18 protein-coding genes are annotated in these 18,457 nt (G+C 48.8%); 15 read left to right on the top strand and 3 right to left on the bottom strand.

The genetic code is table 11. The features are described from left to right. Positions 1–2 precede the first annotated feature (2 nt). Positions 3–395: a Rid family detoxifying hydrolase gene (locus tag ACN0UN_RS05515; protein WP_417659096.1), complete on the top strand. Its 393-nt coding sequence runs from the start codon at positions 3–5 to the stop codon at positions 393–395. On the opposite strand, the gene ACN0UN_RS05510 is transcribed toward ACN0UN_RS05515, so the two are convergent. Next, entirely contained in the window at positions 392–1,717 is a 1,326-nt protein-coding gene (locus tag ACN0UN_RS05510; RefSeq protein ID WP_417659095.1) for a Na+/H+ antiporter NhaC family protein, read from the bottom strand. The two genes, ACN0UN_RS05515 and ACN0UN_RS05510, sit on opposite strands and share 4 nt — an antisense overlap. A 128-nt stretch (positions 1,718–1,845) precedes the next feature. Here ACN0UN_RS05510 and ACN0UN_RS05505 point away from each other — a divergent pair, with 128 nt between their 5' ends. Both ACN0UN_RS05505 and ACN0UN_RS05500 read left to right on the top strand, forming a co-directional pair. Next, positions 1,846–3,369 (top strand): GNAT family N-acetyltransferase, encoded by a 1,524-nt coding sequence (locus ACN0UN_RS05505; protein ID WP_417659094.1) that lies wholly within the window; start codon positions 1,846–1,848, stop codon positions 3,367–3,369. Between the two features lie 53 nt (positions 3,370–3,422). Beyond that, the gene (locus tag ACN0UN_RS05500) at positions 3,423–5,078 is read left to right on the top strand and encodes a fatty acid--CoA ligase (protein WP_417659093.1); all 1,656 of its coding nucleotides are present in this window, start codon (positions 3,423–3,425) and stop codon (positions 5,076–5,078) included. A 37-nt stretch (positions 5,079–5,115) separates the two neighbouring features. Here the strand turns inward: ACN0UN_RS05500 and ACN0UN_RS05495 are convergent, their stop codons facing one another. Next, a complete protein-coding gene (locus ACN0UN_RS05495) occupies positions 5,116–6,408 on the bottom strand; it encodes an amidohydrolase (RefSeq protein ID WP_417659092.1) in 1,293 nt (430 codons plus the stop codon). 101 nt (positions 6,409–6,509) lie between these two features. Continuing rightward, a complete protein-coding gene (locus ACN0UN_RS05490; RefSeq protein WP_417659091.1) occupies positions 6,510–7,148 on the bottom strand; it encodes a TIGR01621 family pseudouridine synthase in 639 nt (212 codons plus the stop codon). A 48-nt stretch (positions 7,149–7,196) separates the two neighbouring features. Here ACN0UN_RS05490 and trmH point away from each other — a divergent pair, with 48 nt between their 5' ends. Genes trmH through hemB form a run of 12 tightly spaced genes read left to right on the top strand, consistent with a single transcriptional unit; the run spans position 7,197 to position 18,456 of the window. Continuing rightward, complete coding sequence (gene trmH, locus ACN0UN_RS05485; RefSeq protein WP_417659090.1) at positions 7,197–7,883, top strand: tRNA (guanosine(18)-2'-O)-methyltransferase TrmH; 687 nt, start codon at positions 7,197–7,199, stop codon at positions 7,881–7,883. Further along, positions 7,880–9,961 (top strand): ATP-dependent DNA helicase RecG, encoded by a 2,082-nt coding sequence (gene recG / locus ACN0UN_RS05480; protein WP_417659089.1) that lies wholly within the window; start codon positions 7,880–7,882, stop codon positions 9,959–9,961. The genes trmH and recG overlap by 4 nt, the downstream gene beginning before the upstream one ends. Positions 9,962–10,003: 42 nt before the next feature. Next, complete coding sequence (gene ubiE, locus ACN0UN_RS05475; RefSeq protein ID WP_417659088.1) at positions 10,004–10,759, top strand: bifunctional demethylmenaquinone methyltransferase/2-methoxy-6-polyprenyl-1,4-benzoquinol methylase UbiE; 756 nt, start codon at positions 10,004–10,006, stop codon at positions 10,757–10,759. After that, complete coding sequence (locus ACN0UN_RS05470; RefSeq protein ID WP_417659087.1) at positions 10,759–11,364, top strand: ubiquinone biosynthesis accessory factor UbiJ; 606 nt, start codon at positions 10,759–10,761, stop codon at positions 11,362–11,364. Before ubiE ends, ACN0UN_RS05470 begins: the two co-directional genes overlap by 1 nt. Continuing rightward, positions 11,361–13,004, top strand: a complete 1,644-nt coding sequence (ubiB, locus tag ACN0UN_RS05465; protein ID WP_417659086.1) for a ubiquinone biosynthesis regulatory protein kinase UbiB — start codon at positions 11,361–11,363, stop codon at positions 13,002–13,004. Before ACN0UN_RS05470 ends, ubiB begins: the two co-directional genes overlap by 4 nt. 18 nt (positions 13,005–13,022) lie before the next feature. Beyond that, entirely contained in the window at positions 13,023–13,226 is a 204-nt protein-coding gene (tatA, locus tag ACN0UN_RS05460; RefSeq protein ID WP_417659085.1) for a Sec-independent protein translocase subunit TatA, read from the top strand. Positions 13,227–13,231: 5 nt separating this feature from the next. Next, positions 13,232–13,561, top strand: a complete 330-nt coding sequence (gene tatB, locus ACN0UN_RS05455) for a Sec-independent protein translocase protein TatB (protein ID WP_417659084.1) — start codon at positions 13,232–13,234, stop codon at positions 13,559–13,561. Beyond that, entirely contained in the window at positions 13,554–14,291 is a 738-nt protein-coding gene (gene tatC / locus ACN0UN_RS05450; protein ID WP_417659083.1) for a twin-arginine translocase subunit TatC, read from the top strand. The genes tatB and tatC overlap by 8 nt, the downstream gene beginning before the upstream one ends. A gap of 3 nt (positions 14,292–14,294) precedes the next feature. Then, positions 14,295–14,834, top strand: coding sequence for a hypothetical protein (locus ACN0UN_RS05445; RefSeq protein WP_417659082.1), 540 nt, complete (start codon positions 14,295–14,297; stop codon positions 14,832–14,834). 20 nt (positions 14,835–14,854) lie between these two features. Then, positions 14,855–15,634, top strand: a complete 780-nt coding sequence (locus ACN0UN_RS05440; RefSeq protein ID WP_417659081.1) for a TatD family hydrolase — start codon at positions 14,855–14,857, stop codon at positions 15,632–15,634. Between the two features lie 7 nt (positions 15,635–15,641). Beyond that, on the top strand, positions 15,642–17,435 hold the full coding sequence (locus ACN0UN_RS05435) for a diguanylate cyclase (protein WP_417659080.1): 1,794 nt from the start codon (positions 15,642–15,644) through the stop codon (positions 17,433–17,435). Positions 17,436–17,454: 19 nt separating this feature from the next. Then, positions 17,455–18,456, top strand: a complete 1,002-nt coding sequence (hemB, locus tag ACN0UN_RS05430) for a porphobilinogen synthase (RefSeq protein ID WP_417659079.1) — start codon at positions 17,455–17,457, stop codon at positions 18,454–18,456. Position 18,457 lies beyond the last annotated feature (1 nt).

Genomic DNA, 18,457 nt, shown 5'->3' with positions numbered 1-18,457 from the left:
TCATGTCAAAAGTTATCATCAGCACAGAAAATGCACCCGCAGCTATTGGAACCTATTCACAAGCTGTGAAGATAGGTACAACGGTTTACTTGTCGGGCCAAATTCCATTGGTTCCTGAAACCATGGAATTTGTAAGTGAAGAGTTCCGTGCGCAGGCTGTACAAGTATTTAAAAATTTAACTGCAGTGTGTGAAGCTGCCGGTGGTTGCCTGCAAGATATGATCAAAGTGCAGATTTACTTAACCGACCTCGGCAACTTCCCGATTGTGAACGAAGTGATGGCGGAGTTTTTTGAGATGCCATACCCTGCGCGCGCCGCAATTGGCGTAAAAGCCTTGCCAAAGGGCGCGCAAATTGAAATTGACGGTGTTATGGAAATACCGAGCACCAACTAAGCGACCGCTTCGCTGGTGCGGGCCTCGAGAGGCTTGCGCCAGACGATCATTGCAATTGCAACGCCAGCCAGAATAAAACAATAGCCTGTGTGAACACTCACTTCTAACGGCGAGAGTCCGAAGCTGGCGCCCATCAGTAGCGCCTGAGCCCCGTAGGGCAAAGCACCTTGTACAACGCATGCAAATATATCCAGCAGGCTGGCACTTTGGCGTGGCGCTAGATTTCCTTCTTCGGCTAAGCGTTTGCTGACTTCCCCGGAAAGTAAAATGGTCACCGTGTTGTTGGCTACAGCGAAGTTGGTAAGGCCGGTTAAAGCCGCGATACCAAACGCAGCCCGCTGCTGTTTATGCTTGAATAAACGGCCAGTGACTGCGCTGACGGTATTGGCTAAGAATTTTAAACCGCCTTGCTGACGGATAAGTGCTGACAGCCCGCCGATAAGCAACGACAGCAGGAAAATTTCTTGCATGCTGGTGAAGCCTTCGTATACGTCTTTGCTAAATGCCACCCATTCGTAGCCAACCGTGAACATACCAAACGCTGCCGCTAGAATAATACCCAGTGTCAGCACAGCAAATACGTTTAGCCCCATCACGGCGAGCACAATGATGAAGAAATACGGAAGACTCAACCACAAATTCGCTTCAGGAATTTTAGGGGGTACAGCGCCGGTGTCGTAGGTGAGTAACCAAATAATCGTGATGGCGGCAGCGGGCAATGAAATTTTAAGGTTGGCTTTAAATTTGTCACTCATCTCACAGCCTTGCGTGCGTGTTGCCGCAATGGTGGTGTCGGAAATGAAAGACAAGTTATCGCCGAACATGGCACCACTGACTAATACCCCAGCGAGTAGGGCTAAGTCGATTTCTGCAGCTTCACCCAAGCCAAGCGCTACGGGTGCGAGCGCGGCCAGTGTGCCCATTGATGTGCCCATAGCGGTTGAGACCACGGCAGCTATAATGAATAAGCCAGGCAATAAGAATTGCGGCGGAATGATATTTAGCCCTAATGCCACCATCGCGTCGACACCACCGGTAGCTGCTGCAACTGTGGAAAAAGCGCCGGCTAGCAGATAAATCATGCACATGGTGACAATGTTGCGTTCACCAACGCCAGCGACAAAGGTGTCGATACGTTGTTCGAAAGCCTGTTTACTCAACAACACGCCCAATATAATGGCCGGCAGAATAGCCACAGGGCTCGCGAGTTGATAAAACGCATAGTCGACACCCGCTTGTTGGAAATAGATCCCGGTGCCAAGAAACAGCGTAAGAAATAAACCAAGAGGCAAAAGGGCCTTGGCACTGGCTGGCTGTGTCATAAAATTCCTTGCAATGGTTATGTTATATTTAGACGTCCAGAAGTTTATATGTCTTATCTTGACGTTGCAAGCACCGCGTAGAACGCTTACCTTTATTCAAGTTGTACACAGAACACCAAAGGATGTCTATGAGCCCGGATGAACTTCATTTACAGTTGCGTAATCTTCGCAAAGACGATTACCCCCAGTTAAAAGCATTAATGGATAAAGTTTATCCAGACATTGGTGGCGCTTGGGGCGAACACACCATTTTAAAATTAATCAATGAGTTCCCAGAAGGACAAATCTGCCTGGAAGATAATGGGCAATTGGTGGGTGTTGCATTAACTGTAAAAGTTAAATATGCACGCTTCAGTAACCCGCATACCTATGATGATTTGATGGATGCGCGGGAAAATATCCTTAATGATCGCAAAGGCGATGCTATTTACGGTTTGGATGTACTGATTCATCCAGACTATCGCGGTTATCGCCTTGGTCGGCGCCTCTACGATGCGCGTAAAGAGTTGTGCCGACAATCAAATCTGAAAGCCATTCTGGCTGGCGGTCGAATTGTTAATTTCCATAAATATGCCGATGAAATGACTCCAGGCCAGTACATTGAAGCTGTACACCGCCGGGAAATTTATGACCCGATTTTAACCTTCCAACTCGCAAACGATTTCACCGTGAAGCGTTTGCTGGGTAAATACTTACCGGAAGATAAACGGTCTGTCGGTTTTGCTACCTTGTTGGAGTGGAATAACTTCTTATATGAGCCATCGGATAACATCCTTGGCTCTCGTATCCGCAATGTTCGTGTGGGTGCGCTGCAGTGGCAAATGCGTGAAATTGACTCGGTTGAAGAAATGCTGCGCCAAGTGGAATATTTCGTTGATGCCATATCAAGTTACCAAAGTGATTTTGCGGTATTCCCTGAGTTCTTTAATGCGCCGTTAATGGGTTTAACTGATCAGAGCCAGCAAAAGGATGCAATTCGCTTCTTGGCGGGATTCACCGAACGTTTTAAACGTGAAATGTCGCAAATGGCGGTGAGCTACAACGTCAATATTATTACTGGGTCGATGCCGATTAATGAAGACGATGTGATTTATAACGCTTCGTATTTGTGCCGTCGTGACGGCACCATTGAAGAGCAACGAAAAATCCATGTTACGCCCCATGAAAAACGCGATTGGGTCATAGAAGGTGGCGATCATGTGCAGGTATTTGATACCGATGCTGGCAAAATTGGCATCCTGATCTGTTACGACGTGGAATTTCCTGAACTGGGTCGTCTGATGGCCGATGAGGGCTTAGAAATTTTGTTTGTGCCGTTTTGGACCGATACCCGCAATGCTTATTTGCGTGTTCGCCATTGTGCACAAGCGCGTGCCGTAGAAAACGAATGTTACGTGGTCACTTGTGGCAGTGTGGGGAATTTGCCGCAGGTTGAAAGTTTAGACGTGCAATATGCCCAGTCGGCCGTGTTCTCACCGTCTGACTTTGCGTTTCCGTACGATGCTATTTTGGCGGAAACCACAGCCAACACGGAGCAACTTATATTCTCTGATCTCAATTTAGATGAATTGCGTTACTTACATCATGAAGGCTCGGTGACGAACCTGAAGGATCGTCGCACCGATATTTATGAAGTGACACGAAAGTGGTAGAACAATAAAAAACAAGAATACATAACAAGAATACAGAACAACAAGGAACCATTATGCCGGTAAAACTCTTAAAACCGACGGAAGACGCTTACGAGTACCCGTTACTCATTAAGCAATTGTTGTTATCTAGCCAACGTTACGGCGGTGACAATGAAATTGTAGGTGGTAACAACGGTCAGCGTTTTAGCTATCGTGAATTTAACGAGCGCGTGTGCCGTCTTGCTAATGTGTTGACAGAAGCGGGTGTGAAAGCCGGCGATGTGGTTGCTGTTCTTGACTGGGATACCCCACGCTACCTGGAATGTTTCTTCGCGATTCCCATGATTGGCGCGGTTCTGCACACGGTGAACGTGCGCTTAGCCCCAGAACAGATTGTGTACACCATGAATCATGCCGAAGACAAACTGGTGCTGGCGCACGACGACTTCTTGCCGTTGTTGGCCAAAGTGAAGCATGAACTCATGACGGTTGAGAAATTCATTCAATTAAGTGATTCAGATACCCCCAGCGAAGCACCGCTTAAAACTGTGGGTGAATATGAAGAGTTATTGCGTAAAGCGCTGCCCGATTTCGATTTCCCTGATTTTGATGAGAACGCTATCGCAACAACGTTCTACACCACAGGCACCACGGGTAATCCAAAAGGGGTTTATTTCTCCCATCGTCAATTGGTGTTGCACACCATGGCCTTGGCTGCAACGACCTCAATGAATGACAACATGCAATTGATGCAATCGTCCAGCGTGTATATGCCAATAACACCGATGTTTCACGTGCATGCATGGGGCGTGCCTTATGTAGCGACCATGATGGGATTAAAGCAGGTTTATCCGGGGCGTTACGAGCCCGCAACCCTGTTGAAACTGTTCATGACCGAAAAGGTTACGTTCTCGCATTGTGTGCCAACCATTTTGCAAATGGTATTAAGCAGTGAAAAAGCCAAGGCCATCGATTTCAGTGGCTGGCAGGTGTTGATTGGCGGTAGTGCATTAACGGCTGGTTTGGCAAGTGCAGCGCTAGAGCGCGGCATTGAAATTTACACCGGTTACGGTATGTCAGAAACCTGCCCATTGTTGAGCACGACCTGGATGCCACTCCATGCATCTGAGTTCAGCCATGATGAGCAAGTTGCTGAACGTATTAAAACTGGCCGACCGGTACCTTTTGTGAATATGCGTATTATTGACAGCAACGGCCGCTTTTTACCGCACGATGGCGAAGCCATGGGTGAGGTTGTGGTGCGTACGCCGTGGCTGACGCAAGGTTACTTGAAAGAACCGGAAAAAAGTAAAGAGCTGTGGGCCAATGGTTGGATGCACACCGGCGATGTTGGAACCATTGATAGCAGTTACACGCTACAGATCCGTGACCGCATTAAAGATGTGATTAAAACCGGCGGTGAGTGGGTGTCATCACTCGACATCGAAAATTTAATCAGTAAGCATCCGGATATTGAATTAGCGGCTGTTATTGGTTTGCCCGACGACGAATGGGGCGAGCGTCCACACGCTTTAGTAACCGTTCGTGCTGGCGCTCAAGTTGATCATCAAGCAGTGGTGGCGCACATGCAGCAATATGTTGATGAAGGGTTGATTGAGAAGTGGGCTATTCCAGACACGGTCAAAGTCGTGGACGAAATTCCACGTACCAGTGTCGGGAAAATTGATAAGAAAGTGATTCGAGAAATGCTTAAGAAAAACGCCCAATAAAGGGCGTTTTTTCTTCGTGTCTTAACACGTGTGTTGCTTAATTCGTGTTGGCGTAGTCAAACACCCAGTTCACATAAAGCTCGGTACCTACCTTAAGTGCATCTTCGTCAGCATAGAAGTAAGGCGAATGGTTACTTGGTGCTTCAGCGGGGTTTTGGCCTTCCGGTGTGATTCCCAAAAACACGAAGAGACCAGGCACTTCAAGGGCAAAAAATGAAAAGTCCTCTGCGCCCGTGACCAAGGCATTCACCTTCACGTTATCCGCACCAGCAACGCGCTGCATGGTGGGGAGCATTTGACGCGTTAGCTCTGGGTTATTAATAGTGACTGGGTAGCCTTCATCAATGTGTACGTGCGCTTCAGCACCGCTCGCTTTCGCGGTCATTTCTGCGGTGGTTTTCAGATTTTCAAAAATCTGTGCACGATTGCCCATATCAAAATTACGAATGGTACCTTCCAGGTATACCTCATCCGGAATGATGTTGTTGCGTACGCCGCCTTCCACAATTCCGAAGCTCACCACTGCAGGTGCTTTGGTGATATCCACTTGGCGTGAAATGATACTTTGCGTGTTACTGATAATCTGACCCGCAGCGACAATTGGGTCAACTCCACCCCAAGGGCGTGAACCATGTGTTTGGCGGCCTTTTACATTAATCTCGAAGCGATCAGAAGAGGCCATTAATGGGCCTTCGCGATAACCAATTTCACCGGTGTTACCGGCTGACCACACGTGAATGCCAAACACGGCTTCAGGAGCATACTGCTTGAACAAACCTTCTTTCAACATCAGCTCTGCACCACCTTCTTCATCGGCGGGCGCGCCTTCCTCTGCGGGCTGAAAGATAAACACAACATTTCCAGCAAGCTGGTCACGCATGGCTGTTAGTTTTTCTGCGGCACCCATCAGCATGGCAACGTGTAAATCATGCCCACATGCGTGCATAACCCCAACTTCTTTGCCGCGGTATTCAGACACTGCTTTTGATGCGAACGGTACATCGGTGAGTTCAACAACCGGCAAGGCGTCCATGTCAGCGCGTAACGCGATGGTTGGGCCGGGCTTGCCGCCCTTGAGCAGACCGACAACACCGGTATGGGCCACACCAGTTTGAACTTCCAGGCCCAGCTCTTCTAAATGCGCTGTGATTACTTTTGCGGTGCGGAATTCGCGATTACTTAATTCTGGATGTTGGTGCAAATCGCGACGCCACTCGATGATTTTTTGTTCAAGTTGCGCATCAATTTTGACGGTATCCTGTGCCTGGGCGGCACCAAAAAGTGAGCTGGCTGCGGCGACTAGGGCCAAGCTAATTGCTGTACGTTTCATGAGTTGATCCCTTTGGGTTTCGAACGATGTGTGTCAATGAGTATGCCGCTTTTTCCACCACAATGCCAAGCTACACCTTGGTCGAATATCGCGCAGGTAAGTTAAAGCATCGAAATGCTGGCGGGTAAATCCAGAAAATTTTCGTAAGCGGGCCAAGGTACTTCAATATCGATAAGCGCATTGGCGTAAGTGAACTGTAATTTCCAAGCATGCAAATGCAAATGCTGCGCAGGCTCCCCGCCGTAGCGTTGATCGCCACAAATGGGAACGCCCAAACTCTTTAAGGCCACGCGTAACTGGTGGGTACGCCCAGTAATTGGCTTCAGAACATAATAACGATAACCAGGCTTCAGTGAATAACTCATAAACCGAGTTTGTGCCGGGTTGTCATGGGTATGTAGCAGACGCCAGTTGCCGCGCCGCACGTTCTGCATGTCGCCGCTTACCAAACCTTGCTTTTTCTTCGGCTTGCCGGCACTAATGGCCAGATAATACTTCTGCACAGCGCGCCGAGCGAAAAGCTCACTTAAGGCAGCAGCAGCGGCTTGACTGCGCGCCACGAGCAGCGCACCAGACGTTGGTGTGTCAAGCCGATGTACGGGCCACAGGGGTTCGTTCATTTGCTCGCTTAGCTGATGCACAACACTGCGCTCGTCGTTGTTGGCATGCATAGGCGCACCGGCGGGTTTATCCAGCACATAGAAATCCGGGTGGTGAAACACTATGGTTAACTCACGCATGCCGTTATACTAGCCTTAAGTTTGAGTGAAAAACTGTTGGAAATCATCATGTCGCCGGAGCGCTTCGCACGAATTTCACAATTGTTAGATAAGCGTCAGGCTGATCTTACGTTGTGTTTAGAGAGTGTCCACAAAAATCATAACTTAGCTGCGCTCGTGCGCACCGCGGATGCCGTTGGTATTCATGAAGTACACGCTATTTGGTACGCTCAGGCACTGCGCATTAAGCGCGGTGCGGCCGTTGGTAGCGAAAAATGGGTCAAAGTTCACCATCACGACGGGCTTGATCCTGCCATCGAACAGCTCCGCGCTGAGGGCAAACAAATTCTGGTCACCAACTTGTCGCAACAAGCGTTAGACTTTCGAGCCATTGACTATACCAAGCCAACCGCAATCATTATGGGCCAAGAGCGCCGCGGCGTAACGCCCGAAGCTATTGCTGCCGCAGACCATGAAATTATTATACCTATGGTGGGCATGGCTGAATCACTTAACGTGTCAGTGGCCGCTGCAGTGATTCTGTATGAGGCACAGCGCCAACGCGAAGCGGCTGGTTGCTATCAGCAGTCAACGGTTAGCGCAGCTGAGCGCGAGCGCGTATTGTTTGAAGGCGGGCATCCTATTTTTGCCCGTTTATGCCGGCTCAATGACATTCCGTACCCAAGCTTAGATGAAACCGGTCAAATAGTTGCCGATGAACACTGGTGGCAACGCATTCGGAGTGCAAAACGATGAGCGGCGACGGCCTGCACCGAATACCTATAAGCACACTGAAAGGTGTGGGGCCCAAGCTACAAACCAAGCTGGCGAAGCTGGGGCTGGTGAATGTGCAGGACGTACTCTTACACTTGCCGTTACGTTATGAAGACCGCTCACGTATCTACCCGATTGCAGCCCTGCAACCTGGCACCAGCGCAACGGTCATTGCGGAAGTACTTAAAGCTGAGGTTACCTATGGCCGCCGTCGCATGCTGAAGGTGCGGGTGCGCGATGCAAGCGGTGTGTTGAATTTGGTGTTTTTCCAGTTTTCCGCGGCACAACTCAAGCAGTTTGCACAAGGTACGCGTTTGCAGTTATTCGGCGAGGCGCGTCGCGGTATTAGTGGGCCTGATATGATTCACCCCGAATACAAGATTATTGACGATGAAACACCAAGCCTTGGCGAAGAAGCCCTAACGCCTGTTTACCCAGCTACTGAGGGAGTGCAGCAAGCGACGTTGCGCAAGCTCAGTGAGCAAGCACTCACCTACTTAAATGATCAAGCGTTGCCCGAATTGTTGCCGGAACAATTGCGCCCAGGGGGCTTGAGTTTAGCGCAAGCTATTCGCACCCTGCATCGGCCGCCATTGGACGTGAGCTTGCAACAGTTGAGTGAGGGCACTCACCCTGCGCAAACACGACTTGCTGCAGAAGAATTGCTGGCGCATCAAGTGAGCTTACTTAAGTTACGCGCACTCAAACAGGCGCATAAAGCACGGGCACTGCATATCAATGAAGCGTTGCAGCAGCAATTTTTGGCGCAATTACCCTTTAAACCAACCGCAGCCCAACAACGCGTGGTGCAAGAAATTCAGACCGATCTTGCCATGGATTTGCCAATGATGCGGCTGGTTCAAGGCGATGTGGGCTCAGGCAAAACATTGGTTGCAGCACTGGCTGCGCTAACCGCAATTGGGCAGGGGTTTCAAGTTGCGTTAATGGCACCCACTGAGATACTTGCCGAACAACATGCATTGACGTTTCGGCAATGGCTGCAGCCATTAGGTATTCAGGTCGGTTGGCTGGCCGGCAAGCAGAAGGCCAAGGAGCGCCAAGAAAATTTAGCTGCTGTGGCAGCGGGGCGCGTTCAACTGGTAGTGGGCACCCATGCCTTGTTTCAGGCCGAAGTGACCTACCACAATTTGGCGTTGGTCATTATCGACGAACAGCATCGGTTTGGGGTGCACCAACGGCTGGAACTGCGTCAAAAAGGTGTTGATCAAGGCTACCAACCTCATCAGTTAATTATGACCGCAACCCCTATACCACGTACCTTAGCGATGACGGCCTATGCCGATTTGGCCACCTCAATTATCGATGAGCTGCCGCCAGGCCGAACGCCCGTTAAGACTGTGGCCATTCCAGACACACGTCGCGACCAAGTGATCGATCGTGTTGAACACGTGTGCTCCGATCAAGGCTTGCAAGCGTATTGGGTATGTACGTTGATTGAAGAATCCGAAGCGTTGCAATGCCAAGCGGCGGAAGATACCGCCAGTCAGTTGCAAGAAGCGCTGCCGAATCTGCGTATTGGCTTGGTTCATGGGCGTTTAAAAAGCCAGGAAAAAGAAGCGGTCATGACTGCTTTTAAAGCGCATGAGCTGGATTTGCTGGTCGCGACGACGGTTATCGAAGTGGGCGTCGATGTACCCAATGCAAGCTTGATGATCATTGAAAACCCGGAGCGTTTAGGTTTGGCTCAACTGCATCAATTACGTGGCCGTGTTGGGCGGGGAGCCGCTGCCAGCCATTGCGTACTGCTGTACCATGCACCGTTGTCTAAAACAGCGACGCAGCGTTTGGCAGTGTTGCGTGACAGCAGTGATGGCTTCGTGATTGCCCAGCGTGATCTTGAGCTACGCGGGCCCGGTGAATTGCTCGGCCAAAAGCAAACGGGCTTAACCGAAATGAAAGTTGCCGACCTGGTTAAACACAGCCACTTGGTGGATCAGGTACACGAATTAGCCCACACTATTTGGGCGCGCTATCCACAAACTGCAGATGCTTTGATCTTGCGCTGGTTACCGCGCCGCGACCACTACGCCCAAGCATGATTTCGTAGTACACTAGCGCGAGATGTTCAAAAAGGTTTAAACATGAAAGATTCCAATCAAGACACAATCGATTTTGGTTACAAGCAGGTAGCGAAAACTGAAAAGCAAAATCTGGTTGCTAACGTATTCAATTCGGTAGCGCAGAAATATGACGTGATGAACGACTTGATGTCGTTTGGAATTCACCGTTTATGGAAACGCTACACCATTGATTGCAGTGGTGTTCGTAGCGGTATGAAAGTGCTCGATATCGCCGGCGGAACGGGTGATTTAACCGCACAGTTTTCACGCCGCGTGGGGCCAACGGGTGAAGTTGTCTTGGCGGATATTAATGATGCCATGCTTGAAGTTGGGCGCGATAAGCTACGTAATCGCGGTATTGTTGGCAATGTGCGCTATGTGCAAGCGAACGCCGAAGAGTTGCCGTTTGCAGATGATAGTTTTGACATCATCACCATCGCTTTTGGTTTGCGTAATGTCACAGATAAGCAAAAAGCATTGGAATCCATGTTTCGTGTATTGAAGCCTGGTGGTCGCTTGTTGGTATTAGAGTTTTCGAAACCCATTCAACCGATGCTTAATCAAGCTTACGATTTCTACTCATTTAATATTTTGCCCAAAATGGGACAACTGGTTGCTGGCGATGCAGAGAGCTACCAGTATTTAGCTGAATCCATTCGTATGCACCCTGATCAAGCAACGCTAAAAGGCATGATGGAGCACGCCGGTTATGAGCAGGTAACCTTTGACAACTTGACCGGTGGCATTGTTGCTTTGCACCGTGGGTTTAAATTCTGATGTTGTGGACTGTACTGCCGACCGGCGCTGCTGAAGCCCTTGCCAACCATTTGTTAAGCCTTGACGAACAGTCGTCGGAGCGCTTTAAAAAAGTTGCCCATAAGCGCGTTCGAGTGACTTTAACTGAGCTTGGCAAACCGTTTACCGTGCATGCATTGGACGATAGTCTGCGGTTTAGCTGGGTCGATAATGAGCCGGTAGACTGCCATATTATGACCCGCATTGCGGTGCTGCCAGAATTACGCGATACCGCGAATATTACCCGCTTGATCAAAGCCGATGCGTTAGATATTGACGGTGACCCGTTGCTGGCGCAGCAGTTTAGTCGGTTGTTTGTTGAACTTGATATTGACTGGCAGGAGCAGCTTGCCCAGCGCTTGGGCGACGTGCCAGCACATTTTTTGAGCCAGGCCTTTGCGCGCAGTCGCAGTTGGCTTGAGCAAGCACTTGATGATCAAAAGCATTGGGTGCGTGATGTTTTAATTGAAGAAAAGCAATTGCTTGTTAGTTCGACTGAATTTGATGTATTTAAACAGCAATTGCAGCAACTGCGCGCAACAGTTGACCGTCTAGAACGTGAAATTGGCAAAAGGAAATCGAAGTGAGCCAGCGCATCCAGCGAGCCTATCAAATCACGAAAACTTTCTTAAGCTACGGTTTGGATGAGATTATCCCTGCCCGCTGGTTACCTTGGAGCATACGGGTTGGGCGTTATGCACTGTTCTGGATGCCAAACAGGCATAAGCAAAAATCAGCGGGTGCACGCTTACGGTTAGCATTTGAGTCACTTGGGCCGGTATGGGTGAAGTTTGGTCAAATGCTGTCAACGCGGCGCGATTTATTGCCGCCCGATATTGCGAACGAGCTGGCTAAATTACAAGATAAAGTTAAAGCATTTCCCGGCGAGCAAGCCCAGCAACTCATTGAAAAAGCGCTGGATCTGAAATCGATTGACGATGCGTTTGATGACTTTTCCTTACATCCATTAGCCTCAGCGTCTATTGCTCAAGTACACACTGCGCGTTTGAAGCGCGGTGACGATGCTGGCGCGGATGTTGTGATTAAGGTTATCCGACCGGACATTCGCAGCTCCATTGACGCCGACCTGCGACTGATGGAAACCCTTGCTGGCGTGTTAGCACGCCATCTACAAGACGGCCGCCGCCTTAAGCCGAAAGAGGTCGTCAAAGAATACCGAAAGACACTCATTGATGAGCTCGATTTGCTGCGTGAAGCAGGTAACGCCATTCAATTAAAACGCAATTTTGATGATTCACCGCTGCTTTATATCCCAACGGTGTACAGCGACTATAGCCGTCATAATGTGATGGTGATGGAACGCATTGATGGCATTCCAGTAAGCGACGTGGACACGTTAATGGCCATGGGCGTGAATATGAAAATACTGGCAGAGCGCGGCGTAGAAGTGTTCTTCACGCAAGTGTTTCGAGATAGTTTTTTTCACGCTGACATGCACCCAGGCAATATTTTTGTGTCGCGTGAGAATCCAGATAACCCAAGCTACTTGGGCATCGATTTCGGCATTGTAGGCACGCTTAACCGTGATGATAAACGCTATTTAGCTGAAAACTTTCTGGCATTTTTCAATCGCGATTATCGCAAAGTAGCTGAACTGCATGTGGATTCAGGTTGGGTGCCTGCGCACATTAACGTTGAAGACTTTGAGTCGGCCATTCGCACTGTGTGTGAACCGATATTTAATAAGCCGTTGGCAGATATTTCATTTGGCCACGTGCTGGTTAACTTGTTTAATACGGCGCGGCGCTTTGAAATGGAAGTGCAACCACAGTTGGTTCTTTTGCAAAAAACTTTGCTGTATGTAGAAGGTTTGGGCCGTACGTTGTATCCGCAGTTGGACTTATGGAAAACTGCAAAACCATTTTTAGAAAAATGGATGCATGAGCAGCTTGGCTGGCGTGCTGTAGTGCGCTCGGTAAAAGAAAATGCACCGTTTTGGGCAGAAAAGCTGCCTGAAATGCCAACCTTGCTTTATGATTATTTAAAACATCAGCAGCCACAGGCGCAAGCTCATCAGCAGCTATTGGCTGAGCTCCGTCAGGCACAAAAGTTGCAAACGCGGCAAACCTGGTGGGCCACTATTACTGGCGGCTTAATTATTAGTACAACATTATTATTTGTGGCAAACCAACCGGACTGGTTGGTAGCGTTAGCGGCAGCAACAACAGCACTAAGCGGCGTTGCGGCCTGGCGACGCACTAACTAAAACCAAACGAGGCAAATTATGGGTGGCGTAAGTCTTTGGCAATTATTAATTATTTTGGTGATTATTGTGTTGTTGTTTGGCACCAAACGATTACGCAATATCGGCTCTGATTTAGGCTCTGCGGTAAAAGGCTTCAAAAAGTCGGTAACCGATGAAGATGCCGAAAAGAAAGAGCTGGATCAAAAGAAAGAACAAGCATCTGATCAAACAAAAGATAAATAAGCACTATGTTTGATATTGGTTTTTGGGAACTCATCGTGATCGCCGTTATGGGCTTGATCGTGCTGGGGCCTGAGCGGCTGCCAGGGGCGCTACGCGCGCTGCAACGCACCGTGCACAACGTGCGCCAATTTTCGAGTAATGTGCAAAATGAATTAAAACACGAGTTGCGTGTTAAAGAGTTGCATGAGCACCTGCAAAAGGCAGAACAACTTGATATGGATAAGTTGCCGCCGGAATTGCAACGCTCGGTAGCAGAATTAAAAGCTGCTGCACAACAAGTTCAGCGGCCTTACGCATCAAAACCTGAAAAAAACGACAAAGACAGCCATGAGTAGTCAGTCGCCGTTGCTTGATCACTTACTTGAACTGCGCAATCGATTACTTCGCAGTATTATCGCGGTGGGTATTGTGTTCGCGGTAGCGGCAACTTTTGCCGATGACCTTTATCATTGGTTAGCAGCGCCAATGTTAGCAAGCCTGCCGCTTGGTTCAAGTATGATTGCGACAGATGTCGCTACGCCGTTCTTCACTCCCTTTAAATTAGCCTTTGTGGTGTCAATTGCCATTGCCGTACCCTATTTGCTGTGGCAGTTATGGGCGTTTATTGCTCCAGGGCTATACCGCAAAGAGAAGCGCTTGGTCGTGCCGTTACTGGCAAGCAGTACCTTGTTGTTTTACGCTGGCGTTGCGTTCGCCTATTTTGTGGTGTTGCCTTTAGCGCTCAAATTTTTGGCCGGAGCAGCTCCAGAAGGTGTTACTGTTGCAACAGACATTTCCCGTTATTTAGACTTTGTACTCACCATATTCATGGCATTTGGCATTGCATTTGAAACGCCAATCGCCATAATTTTACTCTGCTGGAGTGGTGCAACCAGCGTTTCATCATTACGCCGTAAGCGTCCCTATATTATCGTTGGTGCTTTCGTCGTGGGAATGTTGTTAACGCCACCCGATGTGATTTCACAGACCCTGTTGGCGATACCGATGTGGCTGCTTTTTGAACTTGGCTTGCTTATTGCGGGTCTATATCGATCGAAACCGAAACCAGAACAAAACCAGGATTAATGTATGACGAAGCAGTTAATTATTACTTCAGTAGTTGCACTTGGCGTGTTGCTGAGTGCCAATTCTCCAGCGCAGGCGCAGTCTTTAGATGAGCGCTTAGCCGCGTGTAAGCGCATTGAAAACGCCCTTCAGCGTTTAGTTTGTTTTGATGAAGTCGCGGCAAATGTACAAAGCAGCTCAGTGGCTTCAAGCCCTGTAGCTGGAACACCAGCCTCGGAGCGTGCGCAGAACATGGCAGGCAAGAAAGACCTTTCAGCCAATTCAAAGCGTGATAATTTTGGTTTTGAACACATTCCAGACGAAGAAGCTGAAAAGCAAAAAGCCGATCGACTTGCCATAAAAATCGCTAATTATTTCGTGGACGGAGTTGGCGTATTGACGATTGAAACCACCGATGGTCAGGTATGGGAACAGATAAGTGCGGAACGCTTTAATATTGATGAAAGCGCAGACTACTACTTAGAGCGTGGGCTGTTTGGGAGTTACTTTTTCCTTGGCCGTACCGACGGAAATCGCCGTACACGCGTGAAGCGTATTAAATAGCGCGCGGCTAAACACTGGCGATGAACTGGTTTGACTGCGGCGTAAACTTAACCAATGGAAAATTACTGCGTGATGTCGAGGGCGTGTTACAGCGTGCTCAGCAGGCGCAGGTGAATAAACTATTAGTAATTGGCACCAATCTATCAGAAAGCGTTGCTGCAATCGCATTGTGTGAACGCTTTCCTGAGCAGTTGGTCGCTACTGTCGGCGTGCACCCCCATGATGCAGCTGAGGCCCCCGCAGACGTTATGAATCAGTTAACGCAGTTAGCCAGTCACCCGAGTGTTGTTGCCATTGGTGAGTGCGGTCTTGATTTCAATCGTAATTATTCACCGAAGCCGGTTCAACTTGAAGTTTTCGAAAAACAGTTACAGGTAGCCGCAGAGCTAAAACTTCCCGTGTATTTGCATGAACGTGATGCACATGAGCAGCAGTGCGAATTACTCGAGCGCTATAAGCAAGATATACCGCGAATGGTGGCGCATTGTTTCACGGGCGGCAAAAAAGAGCTTGCACGTTACCTCGAACTTGGTTGTTATATAGGCATTACAGGTTGGCTGTGTGATGAACGCCGAGGGCAGGAATTGCAAAATGCGGTTGTCGACATTCCAGCAGATCGTCTGCTTTTGGAAACTGACGCCCCATTTTTGTTACCCCGCAATATCCGCCCGCGTCCATCGTATAATGAACCGTGTTACTTACCGAAAATTGGTGAGTTTTTGGCGCAGCTTAGACATCAGGAAGTCAGTGAAATTGCTGCCCTAACATGGCAAAACAGCCTTACTTTTTTTAAAAAATAGGGACGCTATGACAATCAAAACTATCCATCGGTGGCTGTTGCTTCTGGTGGTGCTGTGTTTTGGGGATGCGCTTAGTGTGGTTCAAGCAGAACCACTTAAACCGACTATCTATTATCAGCAAGAAAGCGAAAGCACTTCGCTTCAGCAACTGATAGGTTCACCCCTGCAGCAATGGCAAAAAGTGCCGAAGAATGAAGCAGTTTCATTTGGTTACACACCAGAGGTTTATTGGTTCCGGGTTCAGGTCGGTGCTAATGCTGCGGATCGCATCCTGTACTTAGGCTACCCATTGCTGGACAGTATCGATGCCTATTTCGTGCAAAATGGCGAGATTATCCGGCACTACAATATGGGCGATCAGCAACCATTCAGTGCACGCCCGGTGCCCAATAAGAACTTCGTTGTTCCGGTACCGACCCATGCGGAACACGAAGTTTATATTCGAGTGAGAACCGAGAGTTCACTGCGCTTTCCATTAGAAGTATGGGAGCCGTTGGAATTTATGGAGGCAAATCAGTATCAGGTAGCTGCTACTGGGCTCTATTTCGGCTTACTACTGTGCATGGTTATTTACAATCTTTTCAACTTTCTTGTCACACGCGACATCAGCTTTTTAAATTATTCCGCGTACACGCTTTCAATTGGCTTGTTAATGGCCGGTCTCGATGGTGTCGGTTTTCAGTACCTATGGCCAAATTGGATATGGCTGCAAGACCGCATTGTAACCATGATTGGCAGCATCATGATCATGTTCGCGACGCTGGTGACAATGGGCGTGCTGCAAACGAAAATTCACAGCTACACCATTCATACGTGGCTACGCCGATCTATGGTTGTATATGGCATAACCTTTGTGCTGAGTATTTTCTTACCCTATGCAATGCTTATTCCATTCGTATTGATGTTAGCTGTGGTTTGTTCCAGCTTTCTACTCGGTAGCGGCATTGTACTTTGGCGGCGCGGCCTTATTTATGGGCGAATATATACCTTGGCGCTTAGTGCGTTACTGGCAGCAATTTGTATCAATGCGCTGGGTTACCTTGGCTTATTTGAGTCCGTATTTGTGCAACGCTATGCCATCATGGCGGCCTCGGCATTTGAAGTGTTATTGCTGTCGTGGGCATTGGCGATTCGTTTCAATGACGGCCGTAAAGAACAGCTCGCTTTAAAAGAACAGATGAATCATCAGCTTGAAGATATGGTTTCGCAACGCACTGAAGAGCTTGAGAAGGTGATGATTCGGCTTCAGAAAGCCAATCAAGAACTGGAACAGCGTAGTAACGAAGATGGTTTAACGGGTTTGTACAACAGACGATTCTTGAACCAAGAGTTTAAACGGGAATTTCGTCGTTGCCGCAGAAACGGTACGAATTTGACGCTGATGATGCTTGATATTGATCATTTCAAGGCGCTCAATGACAGTTACGGTCATTTATTAGGCGATCAGATTCTGATTGACCTGTCCAATTTGTTGAAGCGTAATTTGCGTCGGGCAAGCGACACTTTATACCGTTATGGCGGCGAAGAATTTACCCTGTTACTGCCAGATACTGATGAAGTAGGTGCACGAGATTTGGCAGTTAGCCTTGCCAAGAAGGTTCGGGAGCATGCTTTTGATACCGATCATGGTCCTATGCACATTACCGTGAGTATTGGAGTTGCGGTTGCTAGCCCCGACGTCTATGATCAGCCCACGCAATTATTAGCCACCGCAGATGAGGCCTTGTACCGCGCCAAAGCCGCGGGTCGCGACCAGATTCGGGTTATTGCTGAGCGCGAACGCTCAGTGTCAAGTTCATAGCTTTAGCGAAGGACAATCTATGCAGCATGTCAGCCACTTTCCTTTTCGCCGTATGCGTCGCTTACGGCGCCACGATTTCAGCCGTCGCATGGTGGCTGAGCATCAACTTAGCGCCGCGGACTTAATTTATCCGGTGTTTGTTTTACCCGGTGAGCAAGCGCGCGAAAAAGTTGCCTCCATGCCGGGTGTGGAACGGTTATCCATTGATCTGCTTGTTGCTGAGTGCCAGGAAATTGCGGCTCTTGGTATTCCAGCTGTCGCGCTATTTCCAGTAACGCCAGCTTCAGATAAGTCGCTAACAGCTGAAGCAGCATGGGACGACAACGGGTTAGCACAGCGCGCTGTGCGTGCGATTAAGGCTGCGGTGCCGCAACTGGGCGTCATTACCGATGTGGCGCTGGACCCGTTTACGACCCACGGGCAGGACGGAATCATTGACGATGATGGCTATGTTCAGAATGATATTACAACTGAAGCTTTAGTACGTCAGGCTTTGTCGCATGCGCGTGCTGGTGCCGATGTTGTTGCACCATCAGATATGATGGATGGGCGCATTGGAGCGATTCGTGAAGCACTTGAAGAGCATGGTTTTATTCATGTGCAGATTATGGCCTATTCCGCTAAATATGCATCGGCTTTTTATGGGCCATTTCGCGACGCGGTTGGCTCAGCGGGGAACCTAAAAGGTGGTGATAAAAAAACCTACCAAATGGACCCAGCAAATACAGACGAAGCTCTGCACGAAGTGGCACTTGATATTGAAGAAGGTGCCGATATGGTCATGGTAAAACCGGGTATGCCGTATTTAGATATTGTACGGCGCGTAAAAGATACCTTTAAAGTGCCGACGTTCGCCTATCAGGTAAGCGGTGAATACGCGATGATGCAGGCCGCTATAGCGAATGGATGGTTGAGCGAAGCCGTTATCATGGAGTCATTGTTAGGCTTTAAACGCGCTGGTGCGGACGGCATTTTGACGTATTTTGCTAAATATGCGGCACAACAATTACGCAATAACTAAG

The sequence above is a fragment of the Pseudidiomarina sp. genome (genome assembly GCF_048267825.1).
Taxonomy (GTDB): domain Bacteria; phylum Pseudomonadota; class Gammaproteobacteria; order Enterobacterales; family Alteromonadaceae; genus Pseudidiomarina.
Note: the sequence above shows the minus strand (reverse complement) of the source record. Positions and strands in the feature narration are given on the sequence as shown.

Coding starts and splice junctions, on each gene's coding strand:
- ACN0UN_RS05515 (WP_417659096.1), top strand. CDS start 3: ATGTCAAAAGTTATCATCAGCACAGAAAATGCACCCGCAGCTATTGGA.
- ACN0UN_RS05510 (WP_417659095.1), bottom strand. CDS start 1,717: ATGACACAGCCAGCCAGTGCCAAGGCCCTTTTGCCTCTTGGTTTATTT.
- ACN0UN_RS05505 (WP_417659094.1), top strand. CDS start 1,846: ATGAGCCCGGATGAACTTCATTTACAGTTGCGTAATCTTCGCAAAGAC.
- ACN0UN_RS05500 (WP_417659093.1), top strand. CDS start 3,423: ATGCCGGTAAAACTCTTAAAACCGACGGAAGACGCTTACGAGTACCCG.
- ACN0UN_RS05495 (WP_417659092.1), bottom strand. CDS start 6,408: ATGAAACGTACAGCAATTAGCTTGGCCCTAGTCGCCGCAGCCAGCTCA.
- ACN0UN_RS05490 (WP_417659091.1), bottom strand. CDS start 7,148: ATGCGTGAGTTAACCATAGTGTTTCACCACCCGGATTTCTATGTGCTG.
- trmH (WP_417659090.1), top strand. CDS start 7,197: ATGTCGCCGGAGCGCTTCGCACGAATTTCACAATTGTTAGATAAGCGT.
- recG (WP_417659089.1), top strand. CDS start 7,880: ATGAGCGGCGACGGCCTGCACCGAATACCTATAAGCACACTGAAAGGT.
- ubiE (WP_417659088.1), top strand. CDS start 10,004: ATGAAAGATTCCAATCAAGACACAATCGATTTTGGTTACAAGCAGGTA.
- ACN0UN_RS05470 (WP_417659087.1), top strand. CDS start 10,759: ATGTTGTGGACTGTACTGCCGACCGGCGCTGCTGAAGCCCTTGCCAAC.
- tatA (WP_417659085.1), top strand. CDS start 13,023: ATGGGTGGCGTAAGTCTTTGGCAATTATTAATTATTTTGGTGATTATT.
- tatB (WP_417659084.1), top strand. CDS start 13,232: ATGTTTGATATTGGTTTTTGGGAACTCATCGTGATCGCCGTTATGGGC.
- tatC (WP_417659083.1), top strand. CDS start 13,554: ATGAGTAGTCAGTCGCCGTTGCTTGATCACTTACTTGAACTGCGCAAT.
- ACN0UN_RS05445 (WP_417659082.1), top strand. CDS start 14,295: ATGACGAAGCAGTTAATTATTACTTCAGTAGTTGCACTTGGCGTGTTG.
- ACN0UN_RS05440 (WP_417659081.1), top strand. CDS start 14,855: ATGAACTGGTTTGACTGCGGCGTAAACTTAACCAATGGAAAATTACTG.
- ACN0UN_RS05435 (WP_417659080.1), top strand. CDS start 15,642: ATGACAATCAAAACTATCCATCGGTGGCTGTTGCTTCTGGTGGTGCTG.
- hemB (WP_417659079.1), top strand. CDS start 17,455: ATGCAGCATGTCAGCCACTTTCCTTTTCGCCGTATGCGTCGCTTACGG.